The 20,663-nt window shown below is 57.4% G+C and carries 19 protein-coding genes, 1 tRNA gene and 2 pseudogenes; 6 read left to right on the forward strand and 16 right to left on the reverse strand.

Translation table 11 applies throughout. The features are described from left to right. Position 1: 1 nt before the first annotated feature. From AKU94_RS09760 to AKU94_RS09785, 7 genes and pseudogenes are all read right to left on the reverse strand, one after another. Complete coding sequence (locus tag AKU94_RS09760; protein WP_050527079.1) at positions 2 to 1,690, reverse strand: ABC transporter permease subunit; 1,689 nt, start codon at positions 1,688 to 1,690, stop codon at positions 2 to 4. Continuing rightward, positions 1,687 to 2,715: an ABC transporter ATP-binding protein gene (locus tag AKU94_RS09765; RefSeq protein WP_050527080.1), complete on the reverse strand. Its 1,029-nt coding sequence runs from the start codon at positions 2,713 to 2,715 to the stop codon at positions 1,687 to 1,689. Before AKU94_RS09765 ends, AKU94_RS09760 begins: the two co-directional genes overlap by 4 nt. Before the next feature lie 105 nt (positions 2,716 to 2,820). Further along, positions 2,821 to 3,828 carry an ABC transporter substrate-binding protein gene (locus AKU94_RS09770; RefSeq protein WP_050527081.1) on the reverse strand — a complete coding sequence of 336 codons (1,008 nt, stop codon included), beginning with the start codon at positions 3,826 to 3,828 and terminating at the stop codon, positions 2,821 to 2,823. Between the two features lie 248 nt (positions 3,829 to 4,076). Continuing rightward, positions 4,077 to 5,378, reverse strand: coding sequence for a guanine deaminase (gene guaD, locus AKU94_RS09775; RefSeq protein ID WP_050527082.1), 1,302 nt, complete (start codon positions 5,376 to 5,378; stop codon positions 4,077 to 4,079). A 117-nt stretch (positions 5,379 to 5,495) separates the two neighbouring features. After that, positions 5,496 to 8,585: a Hint domain-containing protein gene (locus AKU94_RS09780; RefSeq protein WP_050527083.1), complete on the reverse strand. Its 3,090-nt coding sequence runs from the start codon at positions 8,583 to 8,585 to the stop codon at positions 5,496 to 5,498. A 656-nt stretch (positions 8,586 to 9,241) separates the two neighbouring features. Beyond that, positions 9,242 to 9,397, reverse strand: a pseudogene (locus AKU94_RS19180) (IS66 family transposase); the annotation flags it as partial. Then, entirely contained in the window at positions 9,351 to 9,737 is a 387-nt protein-coding gene (locus tag AKU94_RS09785; RefSeq protein WP_050527084.1) for a transposase, read from the reverse strand. The gene AKU94_RS09785 and the pseudogene AKU94_RS19180, both read right to left, overlap by 47 nt. Positions 9,738 to 10,122: 385 nt before the next feature. Here AKU94_RS09785 and AKU94_RS19685 point away from each other — a divergent pair, with 385 nt between their 5' ends. Further along, positions 10,123 to 10,359 (forward strand): hypothetical protein, encoded by a 237-nt coding sequence (locus tag AKU94_RS19685; RefSeq protein WP_157056491.1) that lies wholly within the window; start codon positions 10,123 to 10,125, stop codon positions 10,357 to 10,359. On the opposite strand, the pseudogene AKU94_RS20890 reads toward AKU94_RS19685, so the two are convergent. The 7 genes and pseudogenes from AKU94_RS20890 to AKU94_RS09815 form a co-directional block, all read right to left on the reverse strand. After that, a pseudogene (locus tag AKU94_RS20890) lies at positions 10,289 to 10,477 on the reverse strand (hypothetical protein); the annotation flags it as partial. The gene AKU94_RS19685 and the pseudogene AKU94_RS20890 overlap by 71 nt on opposite strands. Positions 10,478 to 10,756: 279 nt before the next feature. Beyond that, the gene (locus AKU94_RS20895; protein WP_408633688.1) at positions 10,757 to 10,891 is read right to left on the reverse strand and encodes a hypothetical protein; all 135 of its coding nucleotides are present in this window, start codon (positions 10,889 to 10,891) and stop codon (positions 10,757 to 10,759) included. Positions 10,892 to 11,068: 177 nt separating this feature from the next. Then, positions 11,069 to 11,144: transfer RNA gene (locus AKU94_RS09795), tRNA-Thr, on the reverse strand. A 112-nt stretch (positions 11,145 to 11,256) separates the two neighbouring features. Then, positions 11,257 to 12,717, reverse strand: a complete 1,461-nt coding sequence (locus AKU94_RS09800) for a heme biosynthesis protein HemY (RefSeq protein ID WP_050527086.1) — start codon at positions 12,715 to 12,717, stop codon at positions 11,257 to 11,259. A 9-nt stretch (positions 12,718 to 12,726) separates the two neighbouring features. Continuing rightward, a complete protein-coding gene (locus AKU94_RS09805; RefSeq protein ID WP_157056492.1) occupies positions 12,727 to 13,551 on the reverse strand; it encodes a COG4223 family protein in 825 nt (274 codons plus the stop codon). Beyond that, on the reverse strand, positions 13,521 to 14,111 hold the full coding sequence (locus AKU94_RS09810; protein ID WP_050527088.1) for a hypothetical protein: 591 nt from the start codon (positions 14,109 to 14,111) through the stop codon (positions 13,521 to 13,523). The genes AKU94_RS09805 and AKU94_RS09810 overlap by 31 nt, the downstream gene beginning before the upstream one ends. Before the next feature lie 69 nt (positions 14,112 to 14,180). After that, complete coding sequence (locus AKU94_RS09815; protein ID WP_050527089.1) at positions 14,181 to 14,924, reverse strand: uroporphyrinogen-III synthase; 744 nt, start codon at positions 14,922 to 14,924, stop codon at positions 14,181 to 14,183. 46 nt (positions 14,925 to 14,970) lie between these two features. Between AKU94_RS09815 and tsaD the strand changes: the two genes are divergently transcribed. Genes tsaD through AKU94_RS09835 form a run of 4 tightly spaced genes read left to right on the forward strand, consistent with a single transcriptional unit; the run spans position 14,971 to position 17,680 of the window. Beyond that, a complete protein-coding gene (gene tsaD, locus AKU94_RS09820; protein ID WP_050527144.1) occupies positions 14,971 to 16,050 on the forward strand; it encodes a tRNA (adenosine(37)-N6)-threonylcarbamoyltransferase complex transferase subunit TsaD in 1,080 nt (359 codons plus the stop codon). After that, the gene (locus AKU94_RS09825) at positions 16,047 to 16,982 is read left to right on the forward strand and encodes an NAD(P)H-dependent glycerol-3-phosphate dehydrogenase (protein ID WP_050527090.1); all 936 of its coding nucleotides are present in this window, start codon (positions 16,047 to 16,049) and stop codon (positions 16,980 to 16,982) included. The genes tsaD and AKU94_RS09825 overlap by 4 nt, the downstream gene beginning before the upstream one ends. Positions 16,983 to 16,988: 6 nt before the next feature. Next, positions 16,989 to 17,261 (forward strand): YciI family protein, encoded by a 273-nt coding sequence (locus AKU94_RS09830; RefSeq protein WP_050527091.1) that lies wholly within the window; start codon positions 16,989 to 16,991, stop codon positions 17,259 to 17,261. Continuing rightward, positions 17,261 to 17,680, forward strand: coding sequence for an EVE domain-containing protein (locus tag AKU94_RS09835; RefSeq protein ID WP_050527092.1), 420 nt, complete (start codon positions 17,261 to 17,263; stop codon positions 17,678 to 17,680). The genes AKU94_RS09830 and AKU94_RS09835 overlap by 1 nt, the downstream gene beginning before the upstream one ends. 350 nt (positions 17,681 to 18,030) lie before the next feature. On the opposite strand, the gene AKU94_RS09840 is transcribed toward AKU94_RS09835, so the two are convergent. After that, entirely contained in the window at positions 18,031 to 18,372 is a 342-nt protein-coding gene (locus AKU94_RS09840; protein ID WP_050527093.1) for a DUF2853 family protein, read from the reverse strand. Between the two features lie 199 nt (positions 18,373 to 18,571). Next, the gene (ahcY, locus tag AKU94_RS09845; protein WP_050527094.1) at positions 18,572 to 19,960 is read right to left on the reverse strand and encodes an adenosylhomocysteinase; all 1,389 of its coding nucleotides are present in this window, start codon (positions 19,958 to 19,960) and stop codon (positions 18,572 to 18,574) included. A gap of 109 nt (positions 19,961 to 20,069) precedes the next feature. Here ahcY and AKU94_RS09850 point away from each other — a divergent pair, with 109 nt between their 5' ends. Further along, entirely contained in the window at positions 20,070 to 20,660 is a 591-nt protein-coding gene (locus AKU94_RS09850) for an HD domain-containing protein (protein ID WP_050527095.1), read from the forward strand. Positions 20,661 to 20,663 lie beyond the last annotated feature (3 nt).

Raw genomic sequence — 20,663 nt, forward strand, 5'->3', positions numbered from 1 at the left:
CCTAGCCTTCTTTTGACGTTTGTGGTGCCCACGTCATCAAGATGATCGCAAGCTTCATCCCGCCCAAGGCAAGACAGACAACCGCCATGACACAGGTGGAAAACGCCGCCGCCTGTGAGGTCAGCCCCGCATCGTCAAGTCGCATGATGGTGACCGCCGCCACATCCAGCTTGGCCGTGGTCAAAAACACCACCGCCGAGAGCGTGACCATAGAGCGCATGAACAAAAAGAAGAACACAGCCACCAGCATCGGTGCCACAAAAGGCGCGATCACATTCACCGCCGTGCGGCCAAGCCCCGCGCCCAGCGTTGTCGCCGCTTCCTCCAGCGCCATTGGGAACTGACGAAAGCCGGTCATCACGGTCAGAAACGCCTGCGTGTGATAGTGATAGAAGTTGATGATCCCGATCAGCGCCGCCGTTCCGTAAAGCAGGTAAAGCGGCGTTGAGGTAGAGTTGAAGGTCAGGATATAGGCCAGACCCAGCACGATACCAGGCACCGCCGCAGGCATCGCGGCCAGAACCTGAACCATCTGAGAGATACCACCCGACAACCGCCGCAGGCCCAGCGCCATCAGAAAGATCAGGAATGTCCCGCCCGCCGCGGCCCCAAGCGAGATTGCAATGGTGATCCAGAGCGAGTCATAGCCACCCGCCAGCGTGATGTCGAAATGCTTGAAGGTCAGTGACTGGTTATAGGGCCAGAGCTTGACAAAGCTGGCGTAGATCACGACGCCGATCACCGCCAAAATCATCGCCACGACCGCAAAACAAGCAGCCGCCATCGGGATGTCGCGCTTGGCATAAAAGCTGGGCACGAAGCGTTGGACGTTGGTTGCGTGCCGTCCCTGTTGGCGCTTCATCGACTGACGTTCTATCACATAGGAAATCACCGTGGGCAACAGCAGCATGATGCCAACAACGGCGCCCATGTTGAAATTCCGCAGCCCGATCACCTGAGTATAAATCTCGGTCGCAAGAACAGAGTAATCCCCGCCGATCACCGCCGCATTGCCGAAATCGGTGATCGTGATGATAAAGACGACAAAGGCGCTGTTGAGCAGGGCAAAAAAGATCGCGGGCAGGGTCAGATCGCGAAACTGACGGCTCGGTTTGGCGCCCATCACTTCGGCGGCCTCATAGGTGCGGGCATCCAGCAAAACCAGTGAGGCCCCGATGATCATCACCGCCTGCGGCAAGGCGTAAAGCGTATTGGCGATCAAAAGACCCCAAAAGCCGTAGATGTCCACCTCTGTCCCGATCGCGCGGCTGACAAGCCCGTTGCGGCCCAATAAGAAGATCAATCCAAGCGCCTGCACCAGTGAAGGTGCGAGCAGTGGCAAAACGATGACACCGCGGATCATCCATTTGCCCCGAAATGCGCAGCGGTGCAGCCCGTGCGCGATGATAAAGCCCAGAAACACGCTGACAATCGTTGTGGCGACCCCCATTGCCATAGAGTTCTGCGTGGCACGCCAAAACCCCTTGGAGGCAAGCACCTCGGTATAGTTGGCAAATCCGTAGCTGCCATCGGCGGTGGTGATGGACCGTAAAAAAACGGTGGCCATTGGATAGAGGAAAAACAGCGTCAGGCCGATCAGCGGGATGGCCACACAGGCGGCTGCCAGCACCTTGTCACTGTCCAGACGCATCCCGCGCTTGGCGGTGGCATTGGTGGATGCGGCGGTCATTGCGGCACCTCATAGCTATCGTTGACAACCCAAGTGCAATCGGACGGCGAAATCTGAAGCGAAACCTTTTGCCCCTCTGTAAGGCGCTGGGGGCCGTGTACCTCTACCATCATCTCACCAAAGACGCTGTCCAGTTTGTAGCGCGTCAGATTGCCCAGAAACCCGGCAGAGCGGATGGTGGCGCTGCCCCTTGGATCGGCGTTGATCTGAATTTTTTCAGGGCGGATGCAAGCGTCAAATTGTGCGTCAGGGGCATCGGGGCGCTGTGACAGCAGTGCTGGCATTTCCCGGCGGACCATCTCGGTCGGGATCAGATTACTAACCCCCATGAAATCCGCGACAAAGCGGGTTGCGGGCCGGTAGTAAAGATCCTCGGGGGTGCCTGCCTGTACCACGACACCGTGGTTCATGCAGATAATCTTATCGGCCAGCGCAAGCGCCTCTTCTTGGTCATGGGTGACCATAAGCGTTGGAATTTGCAGCGTTCTTTGCAGCTGCCTGATCTCATCGCGCAGGCTGCTGCGCACCTTGGCATCAAGCGCGGAAAGCGGTTCATCCAGCAGCAAAACGCGCGGATCAACGGCAATCGCGCGCGCAAGGGCGATGCGTTGTTGTTGCCCCCCTGAAAGCTGTCCGGGGAATTTATTGGCCAGATGCGGAAGCTTCACAATCTCCAGCAATTCGGCGACCCGTGCGTTGATCTGGGCCGCTGGTACGTTCCGGATTTTCAGCCCGTAGCCGATGTTTTCGGCAACGGTCATGCTGGGAAACAACGAGTAGGATTGAAAGACGATACCAAAGCCCCGGTTGCGCGCCGGCACGTCCGACAGGACTTCATCCTCAAGCAAAACCTGACCTTCGTCGATGTCGGTCAGCCCGGCAATCAGCCGCAGCAACGTGGTCTTACCACAACCGCTGGGGCCAAGCAGGCAGACAAATTCACCCTGCTCGATTGAGATGGAAACATCGTCCAAGGCCGTAAATGTGCCGTAGCGTTTGGTGACGTTTTTGACAGTAAGATACATGTCCGTATACCCCGGAATTAGGCGTTCAGAACGGGGTTCTGTACGGGTACTGGATTGGTTGGCGAAAAGGGCTGCGGGATATTCCCCCGCAGCCCGTGTCGTGGATCAGCGGCCGAGCTTCTCGCGCCACTCTGCCTTGATCTCGTTCTGACGGCCGGCGGATTCAATGAAATCTACAGGGGCCAGCACGGTGGAAATATCAGCAGGAAGCCCGGCGTTTGCTGCGGTCTCCGATAGTTCTCCTCCGGCGACGGTCACAAGCGCCTTATGCTCGCGGAATAGGGCGATTGCCTCGTCCGACATTGTCCATTCCAGGAACCGTTTCGCGTCATCTTTCTGGTCGCTGCTGGCCATTATGCCCGAGGCTTCCAACTCATACCCGACACCTTCTGATGGAAACACCATGGCCAGCGGATAGCCTTCCTCGATGGATTGCATTGCCGTGAAAGCAAGCGAGATACCGACGGTATATTCCCCCGTGCGCGCCGACTTGCAGGGTTTGGACCCCGAAGAGGTATATTGCGCCATGTTCGGATCAACCGATTCCAGCAGCTTCCAGCCTTCCTCCAGACCCAAAGCCTGTAGGACCGCGTTCACATGCAGATAGCCGGTGCCGGACTCATTGGGGTCGGGCATCAGGATTTCATCCTTGAATTCCGGTGCTGCCAGATCGGCCCAGCTTGTCGGCATCGGCAGACCTTTGTCGGCCAGACGCGCGGTGTTTACACAGAATGCCCCCATATATCCGATCTGTGCAAACCAGCGGCCATCGGGATCGCGGAATTTCGGGCCAAGCGCTTCGGTGCCGGCAATCTCAACCGGTGCCAACAGCTCCAGAACCTGCGGGTCCATCATCGCGGTGACGGCCCAGCCCCAGATCACATCGGCCTGCGGGTTGCCCGCCTCGGCCAGCAATCTTGCCCCAAGCTTGCCAGTAGACTGGCGCAACAGGTCAATTTCAAGATCGGGCATGGCCGCCTTGGCAGCGTCCAGATAAATGGCGATCTCTTCTTCTTCAAGCGAGGTGTAGACGGTCAGCGCATCGGCAAAAACCGGTGCCGCAGCGCAGATAGCAATGGCCGAAGCGGTGAGTTTGAAAATATTATTGTTCATTTTTTGCTTCCCTGTTCGTTCATTTTTATCGTGAAGTCATGCAAAGAGCATTGCCTGCTTTGCGCAAACGCCACAGTTATTTTCTACCCGAATCAATGGATGAAGTGGGTATATTTATGTTTTAGTGTATTTTTGTGGTTTTGTGATCTATTAAATTACCATTTAATGTCAGGTAATTAGGCAGAGTAGCCTAATATTTAGCCGAAATTGAAATGGGTAAGCACTGAAAGCAAAATGGGGTGTTGCTGCTATCGGGCGGTTTCTTTTTGCGGCTGACCTGCGACATAGGTTTGGGCAATGGTGCGGTCATCGCCCATCATCTGCAAGATGAACAACTCTTCTGCCAAGGTTCCGGCACGTTCCATCCGCAGGGCCATGGCGGGGGTGGCCGCCGGATCAAGGACGACGATATCGGCCTCTGTGCCTGCGTCCAGCGTGCCGATTTTGTCGGCCAAGCCCAACACCTCGGCATTGCCGCGCGTGATCCAGTGAAAAGCCCGCAAGGCATGCAGGGTCTGGTTTTGAAGCTGCAACACCTTGTAGCCCTCATTCAGGGTTTGCAGCATGGAATAACTGGTTCCCCCGCCAATATCGGTGGCAATCCCGCTTTTGATTCCGCGGGCGCGTAGGCCGGCATCATCAAACAATCCGCTGCCCAGAAACAGGTTCGAGGTGGGGCAAAACACCGGATGCGCGCCGCTTTCGGCGATTGCTGCGACCTCACGTTCCTTCAGGTGGATGCAGTGGCCCAAAAATGTGCGCGGGCCAAGCAGGCCGTAGCTCTCATAAATATCAAGATAATCGCGCGCATCGGGGTATAGGGCAGCTGTATATGCGATCTCGTCGTGGTTTTCCGACAGGTGCGTTTGGATGTAGCAATCGGGGTGTTCTGCCGCCAGCGCACCGGTCATTTCCAACTGCGCGGGGCTGGAGGTGATCGCGAAACGAGGCGTTATGGCATAAGAGATGCGGCCCTTGCCATGCCATGCTGCGATCAGCTCTTTGCTGTCATCATAGCCTGCTTGCGGTGTGTCGCGCACGGTCTCGGGGGCGTTGCGATCCATCATGGTCTTGCCGCCGATCATCCGCATGTTGCGGGCTGTGCCTTCGGCAAAATAGGCTTCGGCAGAGGCTTTGTGGACCGAACAGAACGCCATGGCCGTGGTGGTGCCGTGATCGGTCAGCATGGTGCAAAACCGCCCCGCCATGGCGCGGGCGTGTTGGGCATTGGCGTATTCCGCCTCTGCCGGAAAGGTGTAATTGTTGAGCCAGTCAAGCAATTGGACGCCCCAGCTTGCAACAACCTGCACCTGTGGAAAATGGATATGCGCGTCAATGAAACCGGCCATTAACAGATTTGGCCGATGGTCTATGACAGTGAAATTACCGCCCGTTTGCGCAACCTCTTCATAAGAACCCGAGGCCGCGATCATGCCATTGCGCATCAAAATCGCGCCATCCTCGATATAGCTGTAGGCGGCGGTATCCTCGGGGTCGGTGGGTTCATGATGGAACGTCAGGATGCGGCCGCGCAATAGGGTATCGGTCATCGGGAAACTGCCTTTGTGTTCGATGTGTCGATATATGCTAAGGGGTTGGGAGGGGTTTGTCGTCAGCGCATTCGCTGGGATTGTCGATGTTTTTATCTGGTTCGGGGTGGTGCCCCCTTAACGCCACCGTGCCTGCGCCTGTGTTCCCATCATGGTGGCCGCAAGTTTTGCCAGCGCAAAATCTTTGCGCCGCAAAAGTGGATAGATGCGGTTGCCATAAGCAGTGGGAAGGTCGCCCAAATCGATCATGGCAGACGGATGGATGCGCCGGATTGCAATCGCGATCTGCAACTGTTGTGCAAGGGTAAGGGCGGCAAGGGCCTGTTTTCCGGGATACATGCTTTCAACCGCCGCCCCAGAGGCGGACAGGATGGCGTGACGATCCAGCAGGATGTGGTGGTATTGCACCGTTTTGACGCCATATGCGATGCGCACGCCAGGTTTGCCCATATCAACGAAATGCCGTGCGCGAACCAGTTTGATATCCCCATCCGGCTGCACCATCGGAACGGCATGCTGTGGTGACATCCGCAGGGGACAGTTGTTGCCAATGGCACCTGTCGCAAAGTGAATCGGGATGTCCGCGGGCCGAGCGGCCAGATCGGCCGCGCTCAGGCTTCGCCCCCCGGCCCAGATGATCGGGGCAAGGCCGGCTTGTGTTTCCACCAAATCACCTGGCCCAAGGGTTTCGACCGCGCGCCAGCCACAAGATGTCAGGATCGGCGTGCCGCTGACAAAGCAGGGAATGCCGATTGTGGTCATCTCCAGCTTGCCATTCACTTGCGTCGGCAAGATGCCGACAAGTGTAATGCTCTCTCCGCCGGGGAAGGTAAGGATCGCATCGCCCGTGCCATTGCCCAATGTATCGGTGACAACAACATCGGCCCATCTTATCGGATTGCCGTCAAGCGCGGCCAGATCGCTTACATCCAGCTGATCGGCGGTCTTGCCGGCATCCAGCGTCATGTCGAAATCGTAAATTTTGTCACCGCCGCCATCATGCGTCTGAATGAACAGATCATCACCATCGCCGCCGTATAGGGCGTCGTCGCCTTTGCCGCCCGTTATACTGTCACTGCCTGCGCCGCCGATTATCTCATCATTGCCATCGCCGCCGTCAACCGTGTCATCACCGCTGCCTGCCAGTATCGTGTCACTGCCTGTTCCGCCGTCGATGCTGTCATTACCGTCATGAGAAACGATTGAATCATTGCCCTCACCGCCCGTGATCGTATCGGCATTGTTGAGGCCGTCATGGGTGGAAATGACATCGTTGCCCGCCCCACCATCTATGCTGGATGCCCCCGAGGCATCAGATGTCGTTATGCGATCGTCGCCATCGCCGCCGAAGGCTGTATTTTCATCGCCGGCCAGATAGATGGTGTCGTTGCCATCCCCACCGTAAACCAGATCGCTGCCGCTGCCGGTATAGAGGATATCATTACCCAGCCCGCCATAGATCGTATCGTTCCCGCTGGTGGTATGTGAACTGGCGACATAGTCATCACCGTCGCCACCATAGAGCACATTATCGCCCGCGCCGCCTGACAAGGTATCCTTGCCAATACCGCCATAGAGGAAATCCGCGCCATCGCCCCCGACAAGGGAATCGTCACCCTCTTCTCCCCACAGCGTGTCGTCGCCCGCCGCGCCATAAAGGACATCCCTACCGTCGCCGCCAAGAACCGAGTCGTTGCCGGAACCGGCCTCAATGTAGTCGTCCCCCTCATTGCCATAAATGGTATCATTGTCATTTCCGGCAAAGATGGTGTCATTGCCAAACCCGCCCTCGACGCTGTCAGCCCCGGCCCCGGCACTGACCCAATCGCTGCCATCCCCGCCATAGATCGTGTCGCTTCCGGCACCGCTGGTAATGGAATCATTCCCCGCCTGGCCTGAGATCAGATCCGCACCCGCGCCGCCCAGCACCGTGTCATCGCCACCGGCTGCGCTGATGGTTGTGCCATTTTTTGTGCTTGTTGCATCGATCTCATCGTCAAATTCGGTGGCAGAGATGCTTTCGATACCTTCAAAACTGCCGGTGCCAATGCCCCCGTAATGGGAAAAGCTGCCCTTTTCATTGCCCGTAAAGGTCGCGAATATGCCGCTGGTGCCGCTAGAGGATTTGAAATCTAGCGTGTCAAAATCGGTCCCGCCCTCGCCACCGATGATCGTGGTATTGCCGACGTTCTCCCGCACATAGAAATGATCGGCATCATCGCCGCCATCAAGAAATTTGTCGCCGTCCCAAGACCCGAGCGTATCGTCCCCGGCCCCGCCAAAAAGCGTGTCACTGCCGGTCCAGCCCTCCATTTCATCATTGCCATCCCCGCCATAAAGCAGGTCGTCTTCGCTGCCGCCGTAAACCGTATCATTGCCCGCGCCGCCGTAAACAGTATCCGCGCCTAAATCGTCAAATGCCTCGATTGTATCGCGTCCGTCACCGCCGAAAACGCTGTCATCTCCTTTCCATATGTAGATCTCATCATCGCCATCGCCACCATAAATGGTGTCGTTGCCTTCATCATCTTCTAGAAAATCATTCCCACCACCGCCATCAAGCAGGTCATCCCCGCTCCACCCGCGAATAGAATCGTCACCCTCGCCGCCATAGAGGGAATCGTGCCCCGCACCCCCATCGATATAGTCATTGCCCAGCCCGCCGTAGATCGTGTCATGACCGTCAATGCCATGAATGTTGTCATCGCCCGATGCGCCGATCAAGGAATCCCCGTTTGCGGTGCCCTCCATGTCGTTGTCCAGATCGGGGTCATGGGATTGATCGACAATTGAGGAATAGAGCGGCTGATTTGTGGGGGTGATGTCGTCAACGGTGTAATCATAGGTATTGCCCGGAACGAGCAATCCATTGGCGACATAGCCAACAGTCGTGGACCCGATCATCACGCGGTAGATGGGAATCTCGTTGCCGTATCCGTCCGCTGCGGTTTTGGAATACGCTAGATAGCTTTGACCGCTGGCCACCAGATTGCCGTCGCCATCGCGGACGGTTGTGGTTTGTTGCGTGCTGTCATCCGGGCTGCCATTCGCCGCGGAATCGCCCGACCAATGCATATCGTCATCGATAATCTCAAAACTGTAGGCCGCCGAGGAATTTGCATCATAGCCCGAATTTATGCGCAACTGGGACCCTGGCAAAAATGAAATGCCGGAGGGTGCGTAACCCTGAAAGGTGTAGGTCGCCATTGGACCGCTCCACTACCAATTATATTTCCCGCCGCGGCGGGCCACTACAATCTCGATAATAGAGGGCTATAGGTTACTATTCGTTTCCGCTTCTTTACACCCCGTGCAACAGGATTAAAAATACACCTAAAAGTTATCCTAGTTTTGCCCAAAAGATGAACCCCGCATGGCAGTCGGGGGCAAGGCCCATCGAGGCAAAGTTGGGCCACTCAGTTCTGCTTCCGATCTGGCTGCGGATCGAGGGACGGAATTCACTTTCATGTCGCAACGCAGTAGACGTCGGCCGACGTGCCTGAAGACGCGGGCTGGCTCCGATCAACTATGCGCATCCCGCGGTAATTATTATGTCTTACGATACGATGACGTCCGTATGCCAAGCACCTAACGCTTTTCTATGAAATCGGGGGGGGGGTAAAAGATCCTTCAGAAGTTGGATTAAAAAACACCGTATTTTTCAAAAGTGATTGTAGCTGCGTTGGCATCAGGCGGGTCGAGGCTCGTGACAAAATGTCAGAAGCTGTCGTGTTGCCAATGCATTAAATGGAAGTGGTCCAAGACGTCTCCACATTCGGTATATAATTCATTGAATACCCCCGAATCTGTTCTCTTGGCGCAAATAGAGCAGTTCACGGGGCGTACAAATGAGCTTGAATGTGCATGATGAGCTTGGTGGATCGCTTTAGGTCGGCCATCAGCGCTTCGTAAACTGGGGGCAGTGCATAAGCTGCCTTGCCCACCCATGCCGCCGGTGTGGACCAGTCGAGATCAACACCCTGACGGGCGTAGATCTGCGCTTGCCTGTAGCGCGGTAACAATCTCGGCAATATGCTCGGCCGCAGTCGAGGCATCCAGCCGGATCACTAGGACCGCCTGGATGATATCGAGCGCGCCCGAACATCCCGCACCGACGGGCACCTCCGCAGGCACTGCCGCTACATCCATTTCAACCGGCACAAATCCCATGCCATCCAGATTAGGCAACACCAACTTGCCCTGCCGCGCTATACGATGCCAATCCGATACCGTGCTCGGGGTCAGATCATAGCGCCCAGCGACTCCTTTGACCATCTCACCCTCAATCAACGTCTCCGCAACAATCCGGGCCTTCAGATCCAATGACCACTCCCGGTTGCGATCTGATCGCGGTGGCACAGATGTGAGAAACTCGCTTGTAGCTCAGGTGCGCATCGCGGTCCTGAATGGTTACACTGCGCTTGGTGTCCCCGTTACGAAAGCTGTGGCTTAAACCCGCTTGGGGATAGGGGGCTCCCGTAAATCAACTGAATTGTGCAACAAAGTCATGCAGACCCGAAAAACAGATTTGCCAATTATTGCTGTCTCCGTGGTTGTAGCCCTTCTTTTGGGCGTCCTGGGGTCCCTGATAGCCACTCTCCATATGTCCTTCTTCAATCAAACAGAGGGCCTCTAATTCCCAGAAATGTGGAAACACAGCAGGATGTTTCAATAGCACCTGTACGGGATCGTTATTGCGGCTACTAACTTTGAAATTATGTATTTATTTCCAGACGACCCTAAAATGATCGACATCAACTTGCGTCATGCAAAATTTATATTTCCGGAAGCTCGCCAAGCCCTTGGCGATACGACTGGCAATATAAACCTCGGCAGTAGGAGCCAGTTCAAAAGCAGAAATTATCAGAACAAGGGCGATGGCAAACAGCGCAAGAAGCACGTTCAACGGATCAAGGAGAGCCGTGCATTACCCCCATCCTTCCGCACTGAGATTTGTTTTGCGATTGAAGCAATTCATTGATTTGGGGACGTTTCTCTATGGGAGTCTCAGCGCCCTGTCTGTCAAAGCCCCGCGCCATCAGCCGCTGGCCCAGAAGTTTCAAGCAGTGCATTTTGGTTTCGACGCGGCTCCGGCGGTGGGCGACGATCTCGTTTTAGACCGTGCACGTCTCCCATTGGCATGGGAACTCGACCTTCCACATTGGTAAAAAGCTCATCGTAAATCTCCTCAACGATAGGCCTCGAGGTGTTTGTCAGCACACACTTCGATAACATAGCCACACGCTCGCTTAGCGGCTCTCTGGAAGGTCTCAGGACGCCCTTTTCCCTTCTGCTGCAGGTAAATGGATACTGCCACAGACAGCACGACAGACAGTGAGGACGGTGCTGTTAACTCGACTGAACTTGAACCCTCCACGTCAGACTGAAGGCGAAGCGTATGCTTTTCCCGGCAAGTCAGCATCATGTGATCTCAGGTTGTACCAGTATTCATCCAGCTGATCTGCAGCTCGTCTCGCTCTGGCTTCGGCTAGTTTTTCTGATTTGGTGCGCAACGAATATGCGACCCTAGGGGAAGTTTAATGGCGGCGAAGCTCTCTGGGGATACGGCGGTTGAAGTAAAAGACCCCGTCCTTTGCGAAGGTGAACGTAGGTGATTTGGTCTCCACATGGTCTACGGCTCTTAACAATTGTTAAAAGCTGGAGTGTTACCAAGGTGTTAGCTGAAGTGGTGGTGCCCCAAGACGGACTCGAACCGCCGACCCATTGCTTACGAAGCAATTGCTCTACCATCTGAGCTATTGGGGCATCTGAAACGTCGAGATACCTACTGCGCCATGCGAGGTTTTTCGGTGGTCGATGCCCGCCACCCCTTGCAGCATGGCGGGCTAATAGCATTACAAAGACGGTCTGTGTAGTCCTATTTTTCAGTTTTTGGATCAGTTTCTTCAGGCATAACTTCGCCTTCCTTGGCGCTGTCCTCGACGACAACAGGAGGTTCTTCTGGTGCGCCGATGATCAGGGGAAGCAGCTCTGATCCGGTGGCGCTTGGTCCCGACGTATCGACTGGTTCGCGCCATGACAGGGTGTCAAAGCTGCCGCAGTTATCGCAAACCGGGCCCCAATGCGCATGGATCGCCTGACATTTGTCACAGCACCATTGCGGACCACGCGGTGCCGTCAGCGCACGGGCCAGCCATCCACGGATCACGGCGTCATCTGCCCCTGCGCCCCGTTCAACTGCCGCCATAATCGCAAGCGTGCGGGCATTGGGGGTGGTGGAGGCCAGATCACCCAGAGCGCGACGCGCGGCGGGGAAATCCTCAGCGGTGATGTTCAGTTCTGCCAAAAGCAGGCGTGTCTCGATGTGATCGGGGTTGAGCTTGGTCAAGGTATGGAACCGTTTCAAGCGTTCCGTGGTGCTTTCGTTGGGCGCGATTTCGGCAAATGCGGCGGCCAGATCGGGGTGCGGCTGCACCGACCACGCCTTTTTAAGCACTTTGGTCGCTCGCCGCGCATCCCCCTTGGCGATATAGCTGCGGGCAGCCATGGTTGCGGCGGGAATCAGGTCGGGAGAAAGACGGTTTGCCTCAATCGCTGCTTCGCGGGCCTCGATGGTGGCGCCTTCCTCAATCACGCCGCTTGCCTCTTGCAGGGCCAGAACGGCATCGCGGCGACGGTACACATCCCGCGGCAGTGCGCCGGATCTTTGCTTGGCGCCAAGCGTTACGCGCGCCCCTTTCCAGTCACCCTGACCGGTTTGCAAGCCCAGCAAGGTTTCCTGAATTTCGGCGTGCTTTGGCTTGAGGGCAAAGGCTTTCTCGGCCAGCTTCAGGGCGGTTGCGGTATCGCCTTGGGTGATCTTTTGGTGCATCAGGCCGCGGACGCCGACAAAGCGCGATTTGTCATTGGACAACAGCTTTTTATAGGCAGCCTCGGCGCGGTGCGTATCGCCGGTCATTTCCGCGGCTTGTGCAATCAGCAGCGTCGTAAGGCCCGGCTTGTCCAGCAATTTATCGGCCTTGGCAGCACGCGACAGGGCCACACGCCCCTCACCCGAGGCAAGCGCCATAAGCCCGTCCGAAAGCGCCTGATAGCCTTTGCGTTCACGGTTGCGGTCGAAATAGCGCGAAATCGCGGTTTCATCCCCGCTTAGAAAGCGCAGCACAGCGACCAGTAACCCGATCAGTTTGAGCAACACCCAGACGGCAACCAGCAACAGCAAAAGCGCCACGGCGGTTTGCAATGGGCCGAGGGTAAATTCCACCCCCAGCATGGTGATCTGAATCCCGCCACCGGTGTCCATAAGGATACCGGCCCCGTAAGTAAGGCCCGCAATGGCGGCGACAAACAGCAGTACTTTGATGAGCGACCAAATCATTCCAGTGGGTTACCTTTCGCTCAACGCTGCCATTAATTCAGCAGTCGCTGTTTGTGCGTCTTGACGCAGTTTTGCCTGTGAAACCCATTCCGCAAGCACATCTTGTGCGGCGGGCGGCAGGGTCTCGATTTCGGTAAGCGCCGTTTGCAGATCACCTGCGGCAACAGCGGCATTCGCCCGCGACAGCACGGCATCGGGATCATCGCCCTGCTGCGGTGTCAGGGACCTTGCGCCGGTTTGACTGCGCAGGAAGGAACCGGCACGCTCGGACCATGTGCTGCCCATATTCTCGCGCAAACTTTGGTTCAGCGCGGCCCGCGCCGCCACATCAAAGCTTTCGGTCAGCGCCGTGATGGTTGGCACCCCGTTTTCGGCGTGATCGGTCAGGATTTGCGGAATGGCGATTCCGGCATCGGCCAATGTTGCCAAAGGTTCGGCAAAGGGCAGGCCGCTTTGCATCGCGGCCTCGACATTGCTGACGGCGGCTTGCAGCAGAACGGCTTGCGCCTCGGCAGCGGCATTGGCGCGCGCGACCTCGGCGGCATCAACGATTTCCTGCGTGGCGGCCATCTGTTCATCCAGACCGCTGCGAAGCGTGGCGATATCGGCCCTTAGTGCCTGAACCGCGGCGGGTGCCACCGTTTCGCCTTCGGGCACGCTGTTTTCAAGCGCTGTGATACGTGCGGCCAAGGCCTCTAACTGTGGTGTCACATCGGCTTGGGGCGCGGGGGTTGCGGCCTGTGCCGCCTCGGCCGTTTCCAAAGCGGTGTTGGCAATGCCGCGGAGTTGCTCCACCTCGCCCATCAAAGCGTTGCTGGCATCCTCTTTTGGCATGGTGTCGATTGGGCGCGCAGATCTGCGATAGCTTGGGCCTGCTGTGCATAATCGTCTTGCATGGTCGCTGTGCCGGGGAAGGGCCAGCCTTCAGGCTTGATATATTGCGCGAGGCCAAAGCCGATGCCGGCAGCAACAACCCCGCCCAAAACCAAGGGCACAAAGCCGGGGCCGGATTTCACGACAGGTGCGGGCGGCAGTGGTGTGGCAGCTTTTGTACTTGCGAAGGGTTCGGATTTCTCTTCGGGTTTCTCCGGTTTCGGCTCTGGCTTCGCAGCCTGCGCTGGCGCATCTGCGGGTGTTTTTATTGGCAAAGGGTTCTTTGGATCGGCGTCTTTGGCGGCGGCGGCATTCCCAACCTTGCTGGGTTCAGCTTTGCTCGGCTCAACCTTGCTGGACTCGGTTTTGGTCGGCTCAACTTTGCTCGGCCCGGTTTCGTTGCGATCGGGGGCGTCGGAAACAGAGAGGCCCGTCTCGGTTGTGGCATCCACGGGGGGCTTGCCCGCGCTTTCGTCCTGGGCCTTGACCGCGCGTTTGCGTGGGGTCTTTGGGGTTGCCATTGCTGCGCCTCCATTTGAATTGCCGGATGGGCCGGTATGATTATAGCCTAAACTGACTGCGTCACAGGCTCAAGGTTCCTGTCGTGTCACAAAATACTTCTTTATCGCATCAGTTAACGCCTCAGCGGTGGGTTTTTCTGCCGGGCACAGGGTAATATCGCCATGTTCCGCCAAGGCATCTGTCACCGCATCGCTAAGGGTCGCGCAGATCAGGGGGGCTTTGGGGTGGATACCGGCAAGCGATTTGGCAAAGATTGCCGCCGTGCGCGGAGAGAAAAGCGGTGCCAAAACCGGAGCTGTGCCAGAAAGTAATTCCACAGCCTCGGGTGTTAGGGGCTGTTTTTCTTGTTCGTACAGGACGAATGCCTCGGTCGGAATGCCGCTTTTGCTCAGGTTTCCGGCCACATCGCCACGTCGATGCGCGCCGCATATGTGCAACAGCCGACCCTTGGGGCGGTGCTTTTGGATCAGCGCAATCAGGGCAACGGCATCGGCATCGGCTGAAATGGTCTCCAACCCCGCCTCTTGGGCCACCTCTGCGGTGCGGTCACCTACGCAAAAGGCGCGTTTTGGCAGGCCGTCGGGGCGGTCGGGATGCTGGGCATAGGCGGCCACGCCGGTCTCTGACGTCAGGATCAACCAATCCCACGGACCGACAGGAAACGGCGTTTGCAACAGGCGAGGGGCGATCAGCGGACTGATGGTGATTGACAGGCCCGGCCCGAAGCAGTGCTGCAAAGTTGCAGCATAGCGCTGGCTATAAGCTTGCGGACGGGTCAAAAGAAAGGCGGGCATCTGGGATTGTGTGGTCATGGACACAGTGTTACCTGCTGGAAAACCCTTTATCAACGGGGCTGACATGCGGCAAAGTATAACCATTCTTGGTATTGAAAGCAGTTGTGATGACACGGCCGCCGCAATTGTACGCGATGGGCCCGAGGGACGGCAGATTCTGGCGAATGTGGTCGAGGGCCAGACAAGCCTGCATGCCGCCTTTGGTGGGGTGGTTCCCGAAATAGCAGCGCGCGCCCATGCTGAACGGGTGGATGGTTGTGTGTCCAAGGCGATGGCCGAGGCGGGTTTGGGCTTTGGCGATCTGGACGCGGTGGCGGTTACGGCGGGGCCGGGGTTGATCGGCGGGGTTATGGCGGGCGTCATGTGTGGCAAGGGGATCTCGGCGGCGACGGGCTTGCCGTTGATCGGGGTCAATCATTTGGCGGGCCATGCCTTGACGCCGCGGCTGACGGATGGGCTGGAATTTCCCTATATCATGCTTTTGGTGTCGGGTGGGCATTGCCAGTATCTGCGGGTCGATGGTGCGGATGATTTTACGCGGCTTGGCGGTTCCATCGACGATGCGCCGGGTGAGGCGTTTGACAAGGTGGCCAAGCTTTTGGGCCTGCCCCAACCCGGCGGCCCTGCGGTGGAGGCTGCGGCCCGCAAGGGGGATGCGAAACGCTTTGCCCTGCCGCGTCCGCTGATGGATCGGCCGGGGTGCGATATGTCGTTCTCGGGTTTGAAAACCGCGTTGCTGCGCGCGCGCGACAAGGTGATTGCTGAAAAAGGCGGGCTGACGCTGGCCGATCGTGCCGATCTTTGCGCGGGGTTTCAGGCGGCGGTCACGGATGTTTTTGCCGAAAAGACCCGCCGCGCCTTGGCATTGGCCCCTGTGGGCGCGTTGGCTGTGGCCGGTGGTGTTGCCGCCAATCTTGCCATTCGGGCAGAGTTAGAGACTGTTTGCGCCGCCGCAGGGGTGAGGTTTCTGGCACCACCGCTGGCGCTGTGTACTGATAATGCGGCGATGATCGCTTGGGCCGGGATCGAACGGTTTCGCACTGGGGCGCGCGATGACCTGACGCTTTCGGCGCGCCCGCGATGGCCGTTGGACCAAAGCAGCCCCGCGCTTTTGGGGTCGGGCAAAAAGGGGGCCAAGCTATGATCGGGATCATCGGGGCGGGGGCCTTTGGCGGTGCCTTGGCGATTACCTTGGGGGCGCAGTCGCCTGTGACGCTTTGGGGGCGCGGCCAGAAGGGGCGCGGGATTACCCGCCTGCCGGGGGCTGAATTGCCTGCATTAGTGACTGTTGCGGAGAATCTGGCGCAGGTTACGCAGGCGAGGACGGTGCTATTGGCGCTGCCCGCGCAGGCGATGGGACGCTTTCTGGCGGAACACGCTGGCGCGCTGGCGGGGCGCAATCTGGTGGCCTGTTGCAAGGGGGTGGACCTGACGACGGGCTTGGGGCCGACGGGTGTGATCTTGACGCATTGCCCTGATACCCACGCGGCGATTTTGACGGGGCCGAGTTTTGCCAGCGATATCGCCAAAGGTTTGCCGACGGCGCTGACGCTTGCCTGTGCGGATGACGGGGTTGGCGCGGCCTTGCAGCATCAGCTTTCAACGGATGTCTTGCGCCTGTACCGCACGACCGATGTCACGGGGGCCGAGTTTGGCGGTGCGTTGAAGAACGTAATCGCCATTGCTGCCGGCGTGGTGATCGGCGCGGGCCTTGGCGAAAGCGCGCGGGCGGCCTTGATGACGCGCGGCTTTGCCGAGATGCAGCGGCTGGCGTTGCATCAAGGGGCGCGGGTGGAAACCTTGGGCGGGCTTTCGGGTTTTGGCGATCTGGTGCTGACCTGTACCTCGGCACAATCGCGCAATTTCCGTTTTGGCGTGGCGCTGGGCGAGGGCGCCGGTTTTGACCCCGCGATGACCGTCGAAGGGGTTGCGACCGCGCAGGCCGTCGCTAAACTGGCGCAAACCCATGGGGTGGATATGCCTGTGACGCAGATGGTCGCCGCCCTTTCGCAAAATCAGATCACATTGGGGGATGCCGTTCGCGCCCTCATGTCCCGCCCTTTGAAACCGGAGTAGACCACGATGCGCGTTGCCCTTTTTTGCCACGATAAGCCTGATGCCCTGCAAGTGCGGCTTGATAACCGGACTGCACATCTGACCTATATCGAGGATACCGGCGTGGTTGAGATGGCCGGACCACTGTTGAACCCTGAGGGTGCCATGTGCGGATCACTTGTGATTTTGTCGGTGGACAGTCTGGCGCAGGCGCATGAATGGGCAGCGGCAGATCCCTATGCCAAGGCCGGGCTTTTCGCATCGGTCACGATCAGCGAGTGGAAAAAGGTAATCGGCTGATGGCCTATTGGTTGTTCAAATCCGAACCCAACGTCTGGGGCTGGGACCATCAGCTTGCTAAGGGCGAGGCGGGTGAAGAATGGGACGGGGTGCGCAATTATCAGGCCCGCAACAATATGCGGGCGATGAAACTTGGCGATCTCGGGTTCTTTTACCACTCCAACCTTGGCAAAGAGATTGTGGGAATTGTCGAGGTGTGCCGCGAAAGCCAACCCGACAGCACCACCGATGATCCGCGCTGGGATTGTGTGATGATCAAAGCGGTGAAGCCAATGCCGAATCCGGTGACGCTGGAGGATTGCAAACATGCGCCAGAGCTGGAAAACATGGCGCTGGTGAAAACTGCCCGCCTGTCAGTGCAGCCCGTGACCGAAGAAGAATGGCAGATCATTTGCCGTATGGGCGGTTTGACGCAATAGCGACCTTCGCCCGATGATCGTGGCAAAACCCCTGTTCTGGCGGTTTTAATTGAAGGCTGCGATTTGGTCAGTGAAATGACGCCGGGCGTATCTGTGCAAAAAATAGGAGGGTCCCGACCCCATCAGGACCCTCCTCTCGCACCACGCGCTCCCTAAGCACCACACGTGTTCTGTTTGAAAAAGGTCCCGGACATACTGTCCTATGCATTTGGTATAGCAACTCTGGTCACGCAGCGCAAAGACCAAGCATCTAAGGTTTGAAGTGGTTTTGATACAGTTTGTTCAAACCCCGAATACGCGAACACCCGCGCCGGACGGGCACGGGTGCGCGATCTGGATTTGCAAGAGTGTCAGCCGTAGACCGACTCTTTGTTGAAATGCTTGGCCAGCATGTAATAGATAACGGCGCGGTATTTGCTGCGCTCTGATTGGCCGTAAGTGTTGATGACGGCATGGATCGCCTCCATCAGGGCCGGGCTATCGGCCAGACCGAGCTTTTTCATCAGGTAGTTTTTCTTGACTGTTTCCAGTTCAGACGGGTCGCTGCCCGCAACCGTAGAGCTGTCGGAATTATAGATCGCAGGGCCGCAGCCGATGGTCACTTTGGTCAGAAGGTCCATGTCAGGTTCCATTTTGCACTTGTTGCGCAGGTCGTCGGCATATTTTTCGATCAACTCGTCTCTCTTGCTCATGTCTTGGTTGCTCCTATCTAACTGTTTGCACCCCAAAAGATGGGCGGCTGCGGGAAGGTTAGGATGAAATGCAGGCTCAAACAAACAAAAAAATATGGGGTTTTGCCGCTGTGGGCATTTCCGAATGCCGTTAACGTAAGGTTAAATAGCAATGGCCCGACGCAGAACACCGGGCCATAAAGATTAAGAATTAAAGCGATCAGTAGCGATAGTGTTCGGGCTTGAACGGCCCATCCACGGTAACGCCGATGTAATCTGCTTGATCCTTGCTCAGCTCTGTCAGCTTTACGCCGATACGGGCTAGGTGCAGGCGCGCGACCTTTTCATCCAGATGTTTGGGCAGGATATAGACGCCGGGCTGATAATCCTCGCCTTTTGTCCAAAGTTCGATCTGTGCCAGCACCTGATTGGTAAAGGAGGCCGACATCACAAAGGACGGGTGGCCGGTGGCATTGCCAAGGTTGAGCAAGCGACCCTCGGACAGAAGGATCAGACGGCTGCCCGAAGGCATCTCGATCATATCCACCTGTTCCTTGATGCTGGTCCACTTGTGGTTCTTCAGGGCGGCGACCTGAATCTCATTGTCGAAATGGCCGATGTTGCCAACAATCGCCATGTCCTTCATTGCGCGCATATGCTCAATCCGGATCACGTCTTTATTGCCGGTGGTGGTGATGAAGATATCGGCGCTGTCGAGAACATCCTCAAGCACCACAACCTCAAAGCCGTCCATCGCCGCTTGCAGCGCGCAGATCGGGTCAACCTCGGTCACCTTCACGCGGGCACCGGCACCGCGCAGCGACGCGGCAGAGCCTTTGCCAACATCACCGTAACCGCAGACAACGGCGACCTTGCCGGCCATCATCGTATCGGTCGCGCGGCGGATGCCATCAACAAGCGACTCCTTGCAGCCGTATTTGTTGTCGAACTTCGACTTGGTCACGGAATCGTTCACGTTGATCGCAGGGAAAGGCAGCTGGCCCTTTTTGTGCAGATCATAAAGGCGGTGCACGCCGGTTGTGGTTTCCTCGGACACGCCTTTGATGGCCTCACGGGTTTTGGTAAACCAGCCGGGGCTCTCGGCCATACGTTTCTTGATCTGCGCCTTGATCACCTCTTCCTCTTCCGAGGTGGGGACGGAAAGCACGTCTTCGCCCGCCTCCATCCGTGCACCAAGCAAGACGTAAAGCGTGGCATCGCCGCCATCGTCGAGGATCATATTCGCGCCTTCGGGGAACATGAAGGACCGGTCGAGGTAATCCCAATGCTCTTCCAGCGACTGGCCCTTGATCGCGAAAACGGGGGTGCCACCCGCCGCAATTGCCGCGGCCGCGTGATCCTGGGTCGAGAAAATATTGCAAGACGCCCAGCGTACATCTGCGCCAAGGGCCGTCAGCGTCTCAATCAGAACGGCCGTTTGAATGGTCATATGCAAAGAGCCGACAATCCGCGCGCCCTGCAACGGCTTGGTCGTGCCAAACTCCGCGCGCAATGCCATCAATCCGGGCATTTCGGTTTCGGCAATGTTCAATTCCTTGCGCCCGAATTCGGCCAGTGCGATGTCCTTGACGATATAGTCCTTCGGCATGTGCCGTGCTCCTTGGCAAATATTCAATTATGGGTCAGATAGCACCCTAGATAGGGCTCGGCAATGTCAGTAGGGTTTGGTGAAATAAAAGCGAGCAGAGGAAACGTTTATGAAGCAGCCCCGCGCTTGGCAAAGAATGCTTTCAGGTCGGCGATTAGATCTGCTTGATCCGACGCCGGTTGATATTGAGATTGAGGATATCGCGCATGGCTTGGCCTTTGTTGCCCGCTGGAATGGCCAGACCCATGGCGATTGGCCCTATTCGGTGGCAGAACATTCCTTGCTGGTCGAAGAGATTTTTCGCAAAGCAAACCCCAATGAATCCCCGCGCTGGTATTTGGCCGCACTTCTGCACGATGCGCCGGAATATGTGATTGGCGATATGATCAGCCCGGTAAAGGCCGCTGTTGGTCCGGGTTACGGGGCGCTGGATGATCGGCTGACGGCGGCAATTCACCGGCGCTTTGGCTTGCCTGCGGTCCTGCCGGCCTTGATCAAAAAGGCGATAAAGGAGGCTGACCGGGTTTCCGCGTGGCTGGAAGCGGTGGAGATTGCCGGCTTTACAACCCAGGAAGCCGACCGGATTTTCGGAAAACGCGAAGCGCAGCAGGTCAGCAAGCTGTCAATCCGGCTGCGCCCCCCGGTAGAGGTGCGTACCGCTTTTGTTGCACGTCACGCGGAATTGCTGACAGAGCTTTAGACA

Origin of the sequence: Pseudorhodobacter aquimaris (assembly GCF_001202025.1) — a bacterium.
GTDB classification, from domain to species: Bacteria; Pseudomonadota; Alphaproteobacteria; order Rhodobacterales; family Rhodobacteraceae; genus Pseudorhodobacter; species Pseudorhodobacter aquimaris.